This window comes from Micromonospora sp. NPDC005254 (assembly GCF_042872525.1).
Taxonomy (GTDB): domain Bacteria; phylum Actinomycetota; class Actinomycetes; order Mycobacteriales; family Micromonosporaceae; genus Micromonospora.
Genome location: NZ_JBIAKM010000007.1, coordinates 195,787 through 212,018, shown reverse-complemented (window position 1 = coordinate 212,018; position 16,232 = coordinate 195,787). Strand labels below are relative to the sequence as shown.

Annotated in this window: 14 protein-coding genes; 5 read left to right on the top strand and 9 right to left on the bottom strand. The window is 72.5% G+C overall.

Annotated features, from left to right (window positions below):
• Position 1: 1 nt before the first annotated feature.
• The 7 genes from ACFYPR_RS22340 to ACFYPR_RS22310 form a co-directional block, all read right to left on the bottom strand.
• Entirely contained in the window at positions 2-1,477 is a 1,476-nt protein-coding gene (locus ACFYPR_RS22340; protein WP_387262205.1) for a hypothetical protein, read from the bottom strand.
• On the bottom strand, positions 1,474-4,698 hold the full coding sequence (locus ACFYPR_RS22335) for a hypothetical protein (protein ID WP_387262202.1): 3,225 nt from the start codon (positions 4,696-4,698) through the stop codon (positions 1,474-1,476). Before ACFYPR_RS22335 ends, ACFYPR_RS22340 begins: the two co-directional genes overlap by 4 nt.
• 2 nt (positions 4,699-4,700) lie before the next feature.
• Entirely contained in the window at positions 4,701-4,955 is a 255-nt protein-coding gene (locus tag ACFYPR_RS22330; protein ID WP_088989350.1) for a hypothetical protein, read from the bottom strand.
• Between the two features lie 28 nt (positions 4,956-4,983).
• The gene (locus ACFYPR_RS22325; protein ID WP_234582446.1) at positions 4,984-5,412 is read right to left on the bottom strand and encodes a hypothetical protein; all 429 of its coding nucleotides are present in this window, start codon (positions 5,410-5,412) and stop codon (positions 4,984-4,986) included.
• A gap of 16 nt (positions 5,413-5,428) precedes the next feature.
• Positions 5,429-6,598, bottom strand: a complete 1,170-nt coding sequence (locus ACFYPR_RS22320) for a hypothetical protein (RefSeq protein WP_354859592.1) — start codon at positions 6,596-6,598, stop codon at positions 5,429-5,431.
• A gap of 37 nt (positions 6,599-6,635) precedes the next feature.
• Positions 6,636-7,577 (bottom strand): hypothetical protein, encoded by a 942-nt coding sequence (locus ACFYPR_RS22315; protein WP_387262199.1) that lies wholly within the window; start codon positions 7,575-7,577, stop codon positions 6,636-6,638.
• Positions 7,578-7,991: 414 nt separating this feature from the next.
• Complete coding sequence (locus ACFYPR_RS22310; protein WP_354859597.1) at positions 7,992-8,441, bottom strand: ribonuclease domain-containing protein; 450 nt, start codon at positions 8,439-8,441, stop codon at positions 7,992-7,994.
• Positions 8,442-8,705: 264 nt separating this feature from the next.
• Between ACFYPR_RS22310 and ACFYPR_RS22305 the strand changes: the two genes are divergently transcribed.
• Positions 8,706-9,479, top strand: coding sequence for a hypothetical protein (locus tag ACFYPR_RS22305; RefSeq protein ID WP_387262197.1), 774 nt, complete (start codon positions 8,706-8,708; stop codon positions 9,477-9,479).
• A 182-nt stretch (positions 9,480-9,661) separates the two neighbouring features.
• Here the strand turns inward: ACFYPR_RS22305 and ACFYPR_RS22300 are convergent, their stop codons facing one another.
• Positions 9,662-10,612, bottom strand: a complete 951-nt coding sequence (locus tag ACFYPR_RS22300; RefSeq protein WP_387262194.1) for a DUF559 domain-containing protein — start codon at positions 10,610-10,612, stop codon at positions 9,662-9,664.
• Between the two features lie 313 nt (positions 10,613-10,925).
• On the opposite strand from ACFYPR_RS22300, the gene ACFYPR_RS22295 reads away from it, so the two are divergent.
• From ACFYPR_RS22295 to ACFYPR_RS22280, 4 genes are all read left to right on the top strand, one after another.
• Positions 10,926-11,489 (top strand): carboxymuconolactone decarboxylase family protein, encoded by a 564-nt coding sequence (locus ACFYPR_RS22295; RefSeq protein WP_387262191.1) that lies wholly within the window; start codon positions 10,926-10,928, stop codon positions 11,487-11,489.
• A gap of 91 nt (positions 11,490-11,580) precedes the next feature.
• Positions 11,581-12,744, top strand: a complete 1,164-nt coding sequence (locus ACFYPR_RS22290; RefSeq protein ID WP_363938154.1) for a M20/M25/M40 family metallo-hydrolase — start codon at positions 11,581-11,583, stop codon at positions 12,742-12,744.
• 47 nt (positions 12,745-12,791) lie between these two features.
• A complete protein-coding gene (locus tag ACFYPR_RS22285) occupies positions 12,792-13,943 on the top strand; it encodes a glutamate--cysteine ligase (protein WP_387262188.1) in 1,152 nt (383 codons plus the stop codon).
• A 23-nt stretch (positions 13,944-13,966) separates the two neighbouring features.
• A complete protein-coding gene (locus tag ACFYPR_RS22280; protein WP_387262186.1) occupies positions 13,967-14,677 on the top strand; it encodes a nitroreductase family protein in 711 nt (236 codons plus the stop codon).
• Here the strand turns inward: ACFYPR_RS22280 and ACFYPR_RS22275 are convergent.
• Positions 14,661-16,205 carry an NAD(P)-binding domain-containing protein gene (locus ACFYPR_RS22275; RefSeq protein ID WP_387262184.1) on the bottom strand — a complete coding sequence of 515 codons (1,545 nt, stop codon included), beginning with the start codon at positions 16,203-16,205 and terminating at the stop codon, positions 14,661-14,663. The genes ACFYPR_RS22280 and ACFYPR_RS22275 overlap by 17 nt on opposite strands.
• Positions 16,206-16,232 lie beyond the last annotated feature (27 nt).

The following is a 16,232-nucleotide window of genomic DNA, read 5'->3' as shown; positions in this document are numbered from 1 at the left end:
CTCAACGCCCTCCGACGGGTGGCAGCGGCACCGGCGTACCGGTGGGTTCGACGGCCAGGCCCAGGTCGCGCAGCGCCTGGGTGATCTCGCGGACCTCGCCCGCGGCGCTGGTGACCCGCAGCCGCAGCCGGCGTTCCTCAAGCGCCGCGCTGATGCGCGCGGGTCGGGTGGACGCGGAGCCGCGCCGGTTGATCCGGTCGATCTCGGCGGCGGCGTCCTCCATCCGGGAGATCGCGTCGAGGATGCGCGGGTCCGGGGTGAAGCCGGGGTCGTCGCGTTGCAGCCGCGCGATGGCGTCGCGGAAGTCGGCGGCGTCGCGGCGCAGGTTGACCACGAGGTTGTCGGTGAGCGCGCTGACCCCGGCGACGCTGCTCGCCCGGTGCGACTTGTCGTCGACGAGCCACACCCAGCCGTCGTGGCCGATGCCGACGAGGTCGGTGCCGGCGACCTTGACGTTGGCGTCGGGTCCCTTGAGGAACAGCTCGATGCTGCTCAGGGAGAACGCGGCGCTGTACTCACCGAGGACACCCCGGCCGTAGGTGACCATGTCGTGGCGCAGGTAGGCGCGGAAGCCGGGGCCGTCGTCGGCGCGTCCGCCCCCGTCGCGGAAGCGCCGCCACAGGGTGGCCAGGGCCTCCGGGTTGTGCACGGCGAGTTGTTGGGTGAGCCAGACGTCGCCGCCGGCCACCACGGCCCGCAGGTCCGGGTCACCGATGCGGGCCAGGGCGTCGGCGAGGCGGGCGTCGCTCATCTGCAGGCCGCGCGAGCGGGCCCGGCCGAGGTCGTCGACGGCGGTGCGCAGCCGGGCCAGCTCGTCGGGGGTGAGCCGACCGCCGAGGCGGGTCTCCAGATCGGCGACAGCCGCCCGCTTGCCACCCTCGCTCTCGGCGGCCACCGCGCGCCACAGCGCGGCCGGTTCCAGCTCGGCGGCGCGGCGCAGCGCCGCCTGCCGGTCCGCCGGCATGGCCCGGAACGCGTCACCGACGATCGCGGCCGGCTCGGCGTGCCGGCCGGCCGCGCCGCCGCCGTCGAACTCGCGCAGCAGCGAGTCGGCGTACGCGCCGGCGTCGTCGGCCAACCGCAGCGGCGCGTCGCCGACGATGCCCTCGCGAGGTCGGCTCAGCTCGCGCATCTCGGTGCTGAGCTGGTCGAAGTACTCCCCGAGGGTCGCCACCCGCACCCCCTCGGGCAGGGTGCCACCCTCCAGCACGTGGTCGAGGATCGCGGCGATGTTGTCCCGCAGGACGGCGATGCGTTCCAGCCGGTTGAGCGCGTTGCCCAGGTGCAGGTCGCCGACGTCGTCGACGATGCGGCGGATGAGGTGCTCCAGCAGCCGCCGCGACCGCACCTCGCCGGCCTCGCTGTGCTCGGCGATGGTCCGCATGAACCGGCGCAGCCGGGGGTTCGCGTCGGCGGCTGCGTGCACGGCGGCGGCGTCGAGGAACCGGCCGGCGCGGAACCGGCGGGGCCCGGTCACGGCCGCACCACCGGCACGCGCGGGCCGGACGCGGCGGTGTGCTGCGAGTCGAGCACCATGAGGATGAACCGGGCGCCCTCCGGGCCGCCGACCGCGCCGCTGAGCATCGCCTCGCGCTCCACGTACGCGAGGATCGGCTCCATCAGCTTCTGCACGACCCGTTCCAGCACCTCGTTGAGCAGGATCTCGGTGAGGAACGCCTGGAGCAGGTCGCGGGAGGCGGCTTCGACGATCTGTCGGGTGACCCGGCGTACCACGTACCCCCGGGCGGCGCGCAGCCCCGCGCGGACGCCGAAGCGCAGCGCGACCCGGCCGCCGCGCACGGCCGCGCCGCCGATGGTGCCGGCCTCCGGGATCAGCGACATCGCCAGCCCGAGGTACGCGGCGAACAGCTCGACCTCGACCTCGGTGCGGGTGAGCACCAGCTCCGGGTCGAGCATGGAGGAGTAGAGGCGCGCCCGCTGGTGGGCGTGCGCCACGTCGACGGCGGCGACGGCCACCCCGACCACGAAGCCCAGCGGTGGGCAGAGAATGGACAGCGCGATGATCCCCACCATGATGGCGAACGCGCTCAGCGCCTCCCGGCCCAACTCGGTGTGGAACAGGCTGTCGACGCCTGTGGCGTAGTAGAGGTTACCGCCGAAGAACTCGCCGATCTGCTGGTGCGTGACCAGGTGGATGCCCTGCAACGCGAAGCTCGACCCGGCGATGGTGGCCGACGGGATGTGCTCGCTGATGCGGCTGGACCGGAAGGCGAAGTGCGCGTCGGTGCGGGCGCGGCCCAGCATCTCGGTGTTGTTGCGCCGCATGTCCTGCAGCACCCGCCACAACTCGTCGCGGATCGCCGACCGGTTGCCGGCGAAGCGGGCCAGCACGTCGGGCAGGTCGGTGATCTGCTTGACCAGCGGGTCGACGCCCTCGGCCTCGCCGCGCTGGATGACCAACGCCTGTTCGATGTCGGCGAGGGTCCACAGCACCGCGTGCGAGTCGCGGATGCGCGTGACGCCGTCGCGTTCGACGATCTCGCCGGCCGCGCCGGGGCTGGTCAGGGCGGCCTCGGTGGCGAGGAACGCGGTGGAGATGGCGCGGGCTGCCCCGTACCAGGCGGTGGACGGGTTGGCCATGCTCACCGTGGCGAGGACGCCGCCGCCGGCGTCGGTGTGCTCGGCCGTCCACCGCGCCGCCTCGTGCCGGCGCAGCCGCTCGCGCAGCCCCTGCAGTTCGGCGTAGTCGGTGAGCTGGGAGACGATCAACCGCTCGAAGATCGGCGCGTACTGGTCGAAGTGGGCGATCCGCGCGTTGATGCCGGTCTGCGAGCTGAGCAGCAGTTGCACAAGCATGGCCTGGCTGCCGACGATGAACAGCTGCCCCACCGCGGCCTTGACGGCTGGGCTGAGCGCCTGGACGAAGTGCAGGTTCCAGGAGGCGGACGAGTCGATCCAGCCACCCTGGACGCGGGCGAAGTGCTCGGGCTGGCTGTAGCGGCCCATGACCAGTTGGGCGAGGTGGTCCAGGCGGGGCACCACTCCGGCCAGGTGGCGCAGGAACTGCACGGCGGGCGAGGCGACCGGCCGGAAGTCCAGCGGGCCGAGCCCTCCGGTGCCCTCGGGGACGGGCCGGGTGAACGCCTCGCGTTCGGCGGAGCCGACCAGCAGGCTGATCGCCGCGGCCCGGCCGCGCAGCACGGCGGCGGCCTGGAGGCAGAAGTTCGCCGGATAGCGGCACGGCTCACCCATCTGCAGCCGGAACGCGATGTCGTCCATCAGCCGACGCAGCTCGTCGCCGTCCGGCCCGAGCGCGGCCAACTCCGGCTCGCCGTTGAACGGCGCGCAGGCGGGCATCGTCGAGTGCCCGCCGCCGACGACGGGGAACCGACTGCCCTCGGCGCCGGCCGGCGCGCTCGGGCTGCTCGGGTCGAAGACGAACCCGCCCCGCCGGCCGCCACCACTGCCGTCCCCGCTGCCTCCGGTGCCGCCGTCCGCCCCGGTGCCCGTGCCGCCAGCGCCGCCCGACCCACTGCCGGACCCGGTGCCCGTGCCCGCGCCGGTGCCGGTGCCGGTGCCGGTGCCGGTACCCGTGCCGGTGCCGGTGCCGGTGCCCGTGCCCGTGCCGCCGGGTGGCGCGTTCGGGTCCGGCGGGGCCGCCGGGTGCTGCTCGATGGTGATCGGCAGCAGGTTGGCCGTGCCGGTCCAGTGCAGGGTGGCGTCGGTCTCCTCGGTGCCGACCAGCAGCAGGGACACCCCGCCGATGCTGACCACCACCAGGCACGTCGGCGTCGCCCCGCCCACCGAGGCGAGGATCGCGTCGACCCGCCGGGTCACCTCCGCGTCGACGGCCCGCTCGATCTGCGCCTGGTACTCCTGGGCGCTGGTGGTCTCGCCGCGCGGCGAAGCGGTCCGCAGCCGCTGCCGGATGTCGGCGCTCAGCTCCTCGTCCACCATGGCGACCAGGGCGCTCCGGTCGGCGACCGGCCGCCGCTGCACCGTCCCGGGCTGCGGGCTGGGCACCCGCTCCTCCACCTCGAAGTGCGGCTGCGGGGTGGCCCGGAACACCGTCTCGCCGAAGCGCTCGAAGGTCAGGACCGACAGTGGCGTGGTGGTCACCATGATCGCCCAGACCGGACGGCCGTCGGGGCCGACCACCCGCGCGATGATCCCCTGTGGTGCGCCGGAGGGCAGGCCACCGTGCTGGCGTACCGCCTCGCGGGCCAGCTCGGCGAAGTGATCGGCCAGGTAGGTGGCCGGTCGCAACAGCCACTGGTAGGTCACCGGAGGCGGCTCGTCTCCGTCCACCGGCACCTCGGCGGCGTCCCCGCCGTCGTCGTAGGACGGCACCCGGTAGACCGCGAGGAGGTGGCGCATCCGCTGCGGGTCGAACAGTTCGGTCGCCGGTCGGCTCAGCGGCGCGGCCACCCCGGCGGGCAGCCCCGGATCCAGCCGCGCCGCGGCGACCACCTCGTCGACGCGCCGGCGCAGCCGGGCCTCGAAGGCCCGCCGGTCGTCCGGGGACACCCGCTCGGCGGCCGGGCCGGTCCACCGGAAGTCCGGCGCCGCGGCGCGCACCTCCAGATAGCCGCCGCGCGGCGCGACCACCTCCTGCCGGGAGCGTTCCAGGGCGCGGGCCAGGGCCGCGGCGAGCGCGTCGGTCACGGCCGCCGGCCGCTCGGTCACCGACCGGGCGTCCAGCCGGATCCGCACCGGCACGTGCACCGAGATGGCCACCGTCAGAACCGCCCGTCCAGGTGCTCGGCGAGCCGGGCCAGCGCGAGGTCGGCGAGCGCGTCGGCGTCGAGGGCGCCGCCGGCCGCGACCACCTCGATCTCCACCGGGAAGTGGTACGCGATGACCGCGCGATCGTCCTCGGCCACCTGCTCGGCCTCCGCCTCGCTGCCGGCCGCCGGCAGCACCAGCTCACCCGCGTGCACCAGGGCCAGCCCGGTACGGGTGACCCGGGCGGCGCGGCCAGCTCCGGTCGCCATCTGCTACCTCCGGTTCCTCGTCGGTCGGTTACGGCAGAACGGACGGGTCGCCGGTCTTCGGGTCGACCGAGGCGGCCAGGCTGAAACCGCTGAAGGTCGCCGCCGGGGCGCCGGAGATGGTGGCGGTGGTGGGTGTCGCGCTGGTGATCAGGCAGTCCCGCAGCACGAAGGACGAGAACGCCCAGTCGTCGCCGGTGTGCTCCAGCAGCGCGATGTCGAACAGCTCGCCGTCGAGCGCCAGCTTGGTGAGCCGGCCGGCGACATCCCCGATCGCCTTGACGGTCATCGTGAAGTTCATCGACACCGGCGCGTGGATGACGCCCATGTGGGTCACCTCGCACGAGTGCAGCGCCTCGACGTTGAGCGAGAAGGACGGGCTGAACGAGTCGATCGGGCTGATCAACACCGTCTCGGTGCCCTTGGTGTACTGCACCGCGAGGCGGGTCTTCCACTCCATGGTCTGGTTCCTCCGGTCAGAACTTGGCCACGAGCGTGACCAGCAGGCGGCTCACGGCCGGGCCGTACGTGACGGTGACGACCAGGTCGACGGTGCGGTCGGCCCGGGCGGCGGTGACGATCGAGGTGTCGGTGGCGGTACGGGCGGCCTCGGGGATGGTGAGGATGTCGAGCACCGGGATCTCGACGCGGTAGTCGTCGATCACCGCCTGCCGCTTGAGTGGGCCGAGGATGCCGTCCACCTGGGTCTTGAGCAGGGTCATGCCCGGCTTGGTGATGCGGGCGTCGCCGACCAGGCCGATGAGACCGGCGCGGAGCATGAACTCGATCTGGTCGAGGGTGCGGACCAGGTCGACGTGCAGCAGGCTCGCATCGGTGGTGAACAGCCGCCCGTCGGCGAAGTGCAGGCTCTCGCCGGTGATCAGCGTCGGGTCGATGATCGGGGTGAGGTTGGCCTCAGAGAGGCCCTTGATCTCGGCCGGGCTGTACTGCTTGGCCACCGGGATGGCCACCCCACGGATCTTCTTCAGCACGATGCTGTGGTGCACCGGCAGACCGGCCACGGCCGCCATCGCGGCGGTGGCGGCGTCGCCGTCGGCGCCCCGGGCGGCGATCATCACCATCCGGCTGGTGCTGCTCTTGAGTGGGTTCGCCGCGGTGGTGATGTCGGCGACGTAGCTGGGGCCCTTCTCGGTGGCCGGGTTGACCATGGCGAAGCCGATCCGCCGCTGGCCGGCGGCCGACATCGTCTCCACGTGCGCCTTGAGCGCCTGCAACCCGGTGGGCGCCCCGGCTCCGGCCGGGTTGCCGACGGTCGACTCGTTGGCCAGCGACACCATGGTCACGTCGTCGGCGGCCTCCAGACCGCCGAGCGCGGCGGCGTAGTCGTCGCCGGCCACCTTGACCCCGTACACCTTGGCCGGCCGTGGGTCCTGCAGGAACGCCAGTTCCAGCGAGTTGTAGAGGGCGTTGCGGACCACGTTGCCGGCCTGCCGGCGGGCGAAGTTGGTGACCGCGTCGTCCAGGGTCTCGATCCGGACCGGCGTGTTCGCCGGGGCGGAGCCACCGTCGGCCGTGGACGGCGCCTTGCCCACCACGGCGATGACGCCCGGCGAGCGCTGGGCCAGCGGCGCCGGTGGCGGCACGATCCGGACCTCGATGAACGGGAATGCTGCTGTCGGTGCCACGGGTCCTCCCGGACGAAGTTGCTGCTGGTCTGGGTTCTCAGGTCGTCACGGCGGCCAGTCCGATGCCGCTGCGGGCGAGCCACTGGCCGGCGCGGGCGAACCGGGTGGCCCGCTTCTGCGCGGCGGTGCCGGCGTCGCCGCCGGGCCAACCGTCGTCGTCGAACGTCTCGATGGGGACCACCCAGACGGCGACCACCCGGTGCCGCCGCCGGACGTCGTCGGGTGCGGGCACGTCCAGGCCCAGCTCCTCGGCGCGGGCCCGGACCAGCCGCGTCTCGACGAGCAGGTCGGCGAGGGAGAAGCCCCGGTCGCGGATCAGCACGGCGGCGGCGAACGGCAGCGGACGGGGTGTGGGCGGCGCGGCCGGCGGCGCCGCGTAGCGCAGCCGTACGGTGGCGCCGGCGGTCTGCCCGCGCATTTGCGCCACCAGGTCACCCGCGTTCGCGGCGCCGACGCCCGCGAGCAGCCGGTCCAGGTGCGCGTCGGTGAACGCGGCCGGCTGGTGCAGGCCCGCCCGCAGCCGGGCCACCAGTCGGGTACGACGCTCGGTCTCCAACAGCGCCGGGTCGGTGGGCAACGCGCCGAGGTCGGCGATGATCTGCGGGTCGACGTCGAAGGCCGGCACCGCCACGTCGAGGTCCTCGACCCGGTCCCGGGCGAGGCTGGTGCGCACCACCAGGCTGCCCCGCCAGAGCGCGTCGATGCGCAGCGCCGACCCGCCGAGGCCGTGCAGCCGGACGCGCAGCTCGGTACGGGTGGTGCCGCCGGAGCCCAGCCACTCCCCCTCGGCCAGCGTCGCGGGCGCGGCGGCGAAGCCGAGGGTCAGCTCGTCGAAGACCGCCGCGTACGGGGGCGCGACCGGCATCGCCTCGGTGTCGTACGCGGCCTCGACCAGGTGGGCCAGCGACGCGTCGTCGAAGACGGCGGCGCGGGTGCCCGGATCGGCCAACCGCACCAGCACCCCGTCGACGAAGTCCACCGCACCGGCCTCCCCGCTGCCCCTGCCAGGGCACGCCGCCCGGCTGGGCACGAGGATCGCGAAGGGGCCGTCACCCGAGCGTCACCACCACCGTCACCGTGCCCCGGCGAGGGCCGGACTGTCGGGAACTGAGCACCCACACAGTCAGCGGCGGCTTGTCGACTGACCGTCCTCGGCCGGGCTGGCGTTGTCTCGGCGGGAGGCACGATCCGGCGCGCCCGGCACCGTCCGGCCCCGGTCACTCGTGAGAGCGACATACCTCAGAGTCATATTCATTCCTCAGAGTCATAACGCTCATTGGAGTAACCACCCCGCCGGCCGTCACCGACCGCGACATTCCGTACGTGCCTCCCGATCCGGCCGGGGCGACGCCTCGAGGGCCGGCCGACTGCGACCGGCCGGCCCTCGGGTCGGTCAGAGCCGGTAGAAGTCGGTGTAGTGGTTGGGCGAGAACCAGGTGGCGCCGCTGCTGCGATTCACCACGATCCGGTACGCGTCGCGGGCAGCGCCCTGGGTACGCGGGTACACGTCGTACTCGTAGTAGGTGGCGTTGGTGGGCAGTTGACCCTCGTTGTTGTAGAACCGGCCGCCGGCGAAGTTGGACAGCCCGCCGCTCCAGGAGTACCAGCCGCGGCTGGTCGGGAAGCCCTTGGCGGACCAGCCGGAGCGTGCGGTGCGCGCGTCCGCGCAGCGGCTGACGGTGCAGGAGCTGTAGACCGCCGCCGACGCGGAGTCGGTCAGCCGTGGGGCCACCACGGACGGGCCGACCAGCGCGGCGGCGACCATGGTGAGGAGCAGGGCGAGGGTGGTGGTACGCCGGCGGATCGCGCCGAGCGTGGCCAGCGGGGACACGAGGGTGGACACAGGCTGCCTCCAGACCATCCGATCCATCGATCCGCGTGATTGGCGGACCGGAGTCAGTCTCGCCGTTGCCGGCCGTCAGCAACAGCCCGCGCACCCCAACTGCTCCACAATGCTCGATGAACCCCGGACCATCGGTCCCCCCACCAGCGGGGGCAGCGCGAGCATCCCGACGCCGACCCGACCTGGGGCCATCGGCGCGGCTACGGGCATATCGGTCATCGGTTGTTAGCGTGACATGCGGATCGGTGACCGTGAAGGGGTGCCATGACGGACGCTCCCGAGGAGAGGCCGAGGCCCGCGGACCTGTGGCGTCGGCGGGGCATCCGTGGGCTGACCATCGCCCGGGACGTGAGTGTCCGGAGTTGGCGGTGGTGGGCACGGACGTGGGATCGGCTGGTCGCCGCGCTCCAGGACGAGGCACCCGTCGGAGCCGGGGCCGGACCGTCCCCGCCGGGCCCGCTCATCGAACAGCGCGACGCGCCCCGGCTGATCGCGGTCCCCTCGCGCGGGTACGTGTACTCGTTCTACGTCCGCGCCACGTTCGCCTGGTCGTCACCGGCGAGCCTGCGCGCCGAGGTCTTGAGCTGGTACGTGCAGTACTTCCAACCGAACGCCATCCAACGGCTGACCCGGCTGGCCGCCGACGCCGCCCGGGACCTGCCGCCGCACCGGGCAGCCGATCTGGAGGTGGCGTTGCAGCGGGCGCTCGCCGACGATCCCGAGTGGCGCTACCAGCGCGGTGACGTCCTCATCACCTGCCGACCCGACGCCGCCGTCCGGCTCGACGAGCGGATCATGCCGGCGCTCCAGCCGCACGTCGACCGGATGGTGAAACTGGAGTACCAGTTCGACGAACAGTTGCGCAGGGCGACGTACGCCGAGGAGCTGAGCCGACGGTGGACGACGATCCTGGGCGACCACCTCGACGCGGACGCCGACCAGGAGGTGGCCGACGCCCGCCAGCACCTGCTCGCCGCCCAGCGGGAGGCCGCGCGGTGGATCGGCGAACTTCTTCATCTCCGCGCCACCAAATCTTGATCGGGTCGGCATAGACCTTCATGCCGATTGTTCCCGATCCGCGCGTTCTGCCATGATCGCCAACGCTGGCCCGGCTGGCTAGCATCCTCCCGTCCACCTCCGAGTAGCACCGCATCCCGCTCATGATCACTTGATGCTGAGCAGTTGTCAGGGGCTCCGGAAAACTAGTCAGCATCAAGTGATCATGAGCGAGCGCGGCGGCTGGCGAGGATTGCCAGGGTCTGCTGGCGGACCTCGGCGGGGTTCGCCAGGAGGCGGCGGTGGGTGAAGCGGACGACGAGGATTCCCCTGGTGGCCAGCAGGGCGTCGCGGCGGAGGTCGACCTCGCGTTCGACCGGATCGCCATGGGTGGTGGCGCCGTCCAGTTCGACGTTGACGCGCTCCGCCTCGGCGAACATGTCGAGGTAGATGGTTCGGGCACCGACCCGTACCCGCGCCTGCCGGATGAAGGTGGGCATACCCGGACCCGTGAAGACGTGGTCGTGACCCCAGATCTCAAGCGGGCTACGGCAACCGGCGGCGAGCCGATCCAGCAGACCGCGCAGCGCCGCGCGATCGGCCAACCGGGGCACGTCGGCCAGGGCGACGACGAGCCGCTGTGGCGTGGTGAGCCGGTCGTTGACCGCCCTGATGAGGGGCCCGGCGCGGTCGACCGGTGGCAGCAGCGGCCAACAGTCCACCAGGGTCCGGTCGAGCCGCGTCACCGGCAACCCACCCCGTACCACCACCTGCGGCGGCCCGACCGCGAACCCGGCGCGATGGCGCACCACGAGATGCGGCCGACCCCGCAGGCCCGATCCGGCGGGCAGATCGAGGTGTACCGGCTCACCAGGTGGCTGGCGGCGTAGGCCCCACACGTCGAGCGCGGTCAGTCGACCGAGCGCGCCGCAGCCGTCGGCGTACGCGAGGGCTGCCCGGCGTGCCAGCTCGGGCTCGATCCGGGCCAGGATCGGCACGTCCGCGCCCGTGCTCCGGATCAGGGTGGCGTCCAGGTAGACCCCGGGCAGCGGGCGCACCAACCGACCCGCCCGCCGGGCGGCCTGAATCGTCCACTCGGGTGCCACTCGCACCACGTCTGACCAGGTGCACAGCCCACCGCCCCGAATCAACAGGGCACGCAGTCGCGAATCCACGGGCCCGACCGTGCCGCACGGAGCCGTCGACCATTGCCTGTGCGGGCACCGCTGTGGACAGTGCAGGAGCCTGTGGACAGCACACCACTCCGCGGATCCCCGTGGTATGCGGTGGTGATCCGTCCGGGCCTGCCCGGCCGTCGCCGCGCCGTCCGGGTCGGTCGTGGGAAAGAGCATGAATGAAGAAAGACGTTCGTCGGATGGAATGAGATCGTGGCTGCGCGGCGCCTGTCACGTCGCCCCGCACGGGCAGTCGTCGCCGGCAGAGGCGTCCTCCCGGTCGGGCCGGTTCACGGCTGGAGGGCAGATCACCATGGCGCACATCGATCTGGGGATCGACGAGAAGGAGTTTCCCGGCGTCACCGGCCCGATGCGGTACCGTCCGGAAACGGCGAAGCCGCTCAACGAGTTGGCCGAGGTGCTGCTGCGCGCCCCGCACACGCTCCCGGCCGGTGAGCGCGAGCTGATCGCCGCGTACGTCTCCGGGCGCAACGAGTGCACCTTCTGCTGCGCGTCGCACTCGGCGTTCGCCGCCGCGCAGCTCGATGAGGGCATGACCCTCGTCGACCAGGTACGCGCGGATCTCGACACCGCCCCCATCTCGGCCAAGCTGCGGGCGCTGCTGCGCATCGCCGGCGCGGTGCAGATCAGTGGCCGCAACGTCACCACCGAGCTGGTCGCCGACGCCCGCGCCGAGGGCGCCACCGACCTGGAGATCCACGACACCGTCCTGATCGCCGCCGCGTTCTGCATGTTCAACCGGTACGTCGACGGGCTCGGCACGTTCGCGCCCGAGGGCCAGGAGGCCTACGCCGGGATGGCACACCGGATCGTCGACGTCGGCTACGGGTCCGCGGCTCGTACACCGGCAGTCTGAGCACAACCACGGGTGACCGCACCCCGATCCCCCTGCGATGGTCGACGGGCACGCCTGATGAAGCCCGTCGGCCGTGCGGTTGGAGGGATCGATGGACCGTCCCCGCTTCCTGCTCGACGCCGCCCAGCGGCTCCGAGCTGACATGGTCGACCGGCTGAGCACACTCGTCTCCTGCGAGTCGGCACCGGGCTCGCTGCCTGAGCTGGAGTCCTGTGCCGACCTTCTCGCCGACTGGGGGGAGGACGTGCTCGGCCGGCCCGCCCACCGGGTCGTGATCGACGGCCTGCCGCACCTGCTGTGGCCGGCCGTCGACCAGCGCGTGCTGCTGCTCGGCCACTTCGACACCGTCTTTCCGGTGGGCACGATCCGGTCCCGGCCCTTCGCCGTCCGCGGGGACGTGGCGACGGGGCCCGGTGTGTGCGACATGAAGGCCGGCATCGTGCAGATGTTCACGGCCCTGAGCCTGATCGAGGACACCTCGGCGGTCGGCGTGCTGCTGACCTGCGACGAGGAGAGCGGGTCCGGCACGTCGCGGCACCTGATCGAGCGTGCGGCGCGCCGCTCGGGCGCGGTTCTCGTCTGCGAGGCGGCCACCCCGGACGGGCACCTGAAGGTGGCCCGCAAGGGTGGCTCGGTCTACCGCCTCACCGTCTCGGGTCGGGCGGCCCACGCCGGCGTCGAACCCCAGCGCGGAGTCAACGCCACCGTCGAGGTCGCCCACCAGGTTCTCAGCCTGGGCGCGCTCGGCGCGCCCGACAGCGGCGGCACCTCCGTCACACCGACAGTGCTCTCCGCCGGCACCACGACGAACACGGTGCCCGAGCGCGCCAGCCTGGCCGTCGACGTCCGGGCCTGGACGAGGGACGAACTCGAACGCGTCGACCACGCCATTCGCGGGCTCGTCCCGTTCCTGCCCGAGGCGACGTTGGCCGTGCAGGGTGGGATCAACCGCTACCCGATGGCCCCGGAGCTCGCGCGGCCACTGCTGGAGGTGGCCCAGTCGATCGCCCGCCGGCTGGGCATCCCGCGCCTGACCGGCGCGTACGCCGCTGGCGCGTCCGACGGCAACTTCACCGCCGCGCTGGGCGTACCGACCCTCGACGGCCTGGGTGCGGTCGGTGGCGGAGCGCACGCCGCCGACGAGTACGTCTGCCTCGACCGGATGCCCGAACGGACGGCGCTGCTCGCCGGACTCGTCGACGCGCTGTCCACGATGGATCATTTCGGGCCGCGACTCATCGACGACATCCCGTAACGTGCTTCTCGCCGGTGCGTGACCGGCAGCGAGGGGTGGGCTTCGGCATGCCTACGGGACAGCACTCGGAATCGCTCATTCCCCCGCTCGGCGTCGAGGAGGAATTCCTCGTCGTCGACGCCGACCGGGGCGAGGTCGTACCGGAGGCGGCCACCGTCGTCGACGGCGCGCGAGCGACGCTCGGCCCTCGGGTCGGCGGCGAGATCACCCGGTTGCAGATCGAGACCCGCACCGACCCGTGCCAGAGCCTCGACGACCTCGCCGCGCAGCTCGTCGAGGGCCGGGCCGCCATCCAGACCGCGGCCCGTTCGGCGGGTCTGCGGGTGATCGCCAGCGGCTCGCCGGTGCTGGGCCGTGCCGTGCCGCCGCCGCTCACCGAGGGGCCGCGGCAGGATCGGGGCACCGCCACCTTCCGTGGGCTGCACGACGAGCTGGCGATCTGCGCCGTGCACGTCCACGTGCAGCAGCCCGACCGGGACCGGGCCGTGCTGATCGGCAACCACCTGCGCGCACACCTGCCGGTGCTCATCGCCGTCTGCGCCAACTCGCCCTACTGGGCGGAGCGCGACACCGGCTACGCGAGTTGGCGCAGCGTCACGTGGGGGCGCTGGCCGGTGGCCGGCCCGCCGCCGTACCTGACGTCCGCCCGGCAGTACGACGACCACGTGGACATGCTCCTCGACGCCGGCGCGCTGGTCGACCACGGCACGATCTTCTGGGACCTGCGCCTGTCCACACACCACCCCACGCTTGAGGTACGGGTGGCCGACGTCCCGGTCACCGCCGCCGAGTCCGCGGCGCTCGCTGCCCTGGTGCGGGCCCTGGTGGTCGCCGCCGGGGAGGCCGTCGACCGGGGCGACGAGGGCCCGCGGCTGGCTCCCGAGCTGCTGCGACTCGCGTACTGGCGGGCCGCCCGCGACGGGATGGGCGGCCACGGCGTCGACGTCGGCACGGGCCGGCTGCTGCCCGCGGCGGCCCTGGCCGAGCGGCTGGTCGAGCGCGCCCGGCCGGCGCTGGACGCGGCGGGTGACCGCGAACGGGTGGAGGGCTGGCTGAAGTGGCTCGCCGCGGACGGCGACGGCGCGACCCGTCAGCGTGCCGCCCAGGCAGCGCGCGGACGTCTGACCGACGTGGTCGACGAGCTCGTCAGCCGGACCGCCCCCGACCTGCCCACCTGTGAACAAGGCACGCCTGCGTAACGACAGGCGGCGTCGGCTCCGCGATGCTGGAGGGACCGGAGACCGGCACAGTTTCATCAGGGAGGCCACAGGTGAACGACACCGACCTGGTACCCAGGGTCCCCGTCCAGCACCACCGCCGACCGCCGGCCGACATGGTGCGCGAGGCGGAGGCGTTCGCTCAGCGGATGGCGCAGCGCCGGTCGGTGCGGGACTTCGCCAGTGACCCGCTGCCCGACGGGGTCGTCGAGGCCGCGATCCGGGCGGCGTCGACCGCGCCCAGCGGCGCCAACGTGCAGCCGTGGCGGTTCGTCGTCCTGACCGACCCGGCCCGCAAACGCCGGCTGCGCGAGGCCGCCGAGGCCGAGGAACGGGCGTTCTACGACCGCCGCGCCTCGCCGGAGTGGCTGGGTGCGATCGCCGGGCTCGGCACCGACTGGCGCAAGCCGTTCCTGGAGACCGCACCGGCCGTCATCGTCGTATTCGAGGTGCACCAGGGGCCGCACAGCCCGAAGCCGTACTACGTCAAGGAGTCCGTCGGCATCGCGGTCGGCCTGCTGATCACCGCGCTGCACCACGCCGGCCTGGTCACACTGACCCACACGCCCAGCCCGATGCGGTTCCTCAACGAGGTGTGCGAGCGACCTGCGGAGGAGCGCCCGTACGTCGTGATGCCCGTCGGTTATCCCACCCCGGACGCCCACGTCCCCGACCTGCCCCGCAAACCCCTCGACGAGATCATGATCCGTTGGTGAGGTCCCCGGTCAGGAACTCGACCAACGGCTCGACGTGTCGATCCGGGCGTCGCCACTCGGCGAGCAGATCCTCCAGCAGGTGCTGTTCGTGGACGAGTTCCGTGCCGCGGTAACGCCGGATCACCGGGTGGATGAAGGCGCTCTCCCGGGCCCGGTCGGGGGTCGGGTGCCGGTCGATGGCGAAGACGTCGCCGTAGTCGTCGCGGCCCCACCGTAGCCCGAGCGTGTACCACTGCGTGGCCGCCGCGAAACGCTCCACGGCGTAGTCCTCCGGCAGGTCCTCGTAGTGGTGGATGTCGCCGGTGGCGTCGTCACGGACGAAGACGTCGCAGAGGTACTCGAACTGGGTCCACAACGCCGAGGACCAGTTGACGCGGTCGAGCATCAGCTTGGTCAGCGACACGGCGTCGGCCGGCGTCGTGGCGTACGACAGCGGCACGCCCTCGTAGCGCTCCCGCAGGATCCGGGTGAACGTCCGGAGGTTGTACCGGAAGCCGTCGATGAACGGCGACGACGCGTGCTTCGCGTCCCGCGCCTGGGCGATCGTGCCGGCGAAGTACAGGTCGTCGATGGTGCTGGACTGCCAGTCGGGGCGTAGGCCGGGCATGCGGCCGTCGCGCACCATCTCGGGTCGGGACGTCTCGTCGAACATCGTCGTGTCCATCCGGAACCCGGTGCACCGCAGCACCGTGTGGTAGTCCAGTTCGGCGGTCTCCCCCTCGGCGTGGGTGTACGTGATCGACACCCGGAACCGCCCGTCGACGGGCCGGATCTCGTCGATCGTGCAGTCCAACACCGAGTGCAGCGTCTTGAACTGGTAGCTGTCGAGGATCGCGCCGTACTGACCACGCACGTCCCCGGGGTGCTTGGTGTTCCACGCCAGTCGCAGGGGCTGCCGGCTGGCGAGGTGCACCATCGACGCTCGGCCGAGGATGGCCGACGCGGTCTCGAAAGCCGAATTGCCCTTACCGATGATCAGGACCCGCTGACCGTCGTACACCGTGGGGTCGACGACCATGTCCTCGTACCCGATGGCATGCTCGATGCCCTTGATGGCCGGCACGAAGGGCCGGCCCCAGCCCGTCGCGACGACCAGGCAGCGCGCGCGCACCTCTCCCTGGTCGGTACCCACGACGAAGCCGTCGCCGGTCCGGGTGATCCGCTCGACAGTCGTGCCGAACCGGATGTTGAGCGCATGGACCCGCTGGAACTCGGCGAGGTAGCGCACCAGGTCGTCAGCGGCCGGCAGGTACTCCTCGCTGAAGCGCGGGAACAGCAGGTCCGGGGAGTCGTTGAGCAGCGAGTTCCAGTCCCAGCGCAGGCGGATCTCCGGATCGGTGCTGTCGGTGTGCACCTTGTTCAGCGAGATGAGCCGGCGGTGGCGCGGGAACCGCCGGAAGAAACCGCCGGGCTCGTCGCCACTCTCCAGCGTCAGGTAGTCGGCACCGTGCTGCTGGAGGTAGTAGCTCAGTTGAAGGCCGGCGGGCCCCGCCCCGACGATGACGTACCGGTGTTCACTGCTGAGCATCCTGCGGCCCTTCGACGGAGGGATGAA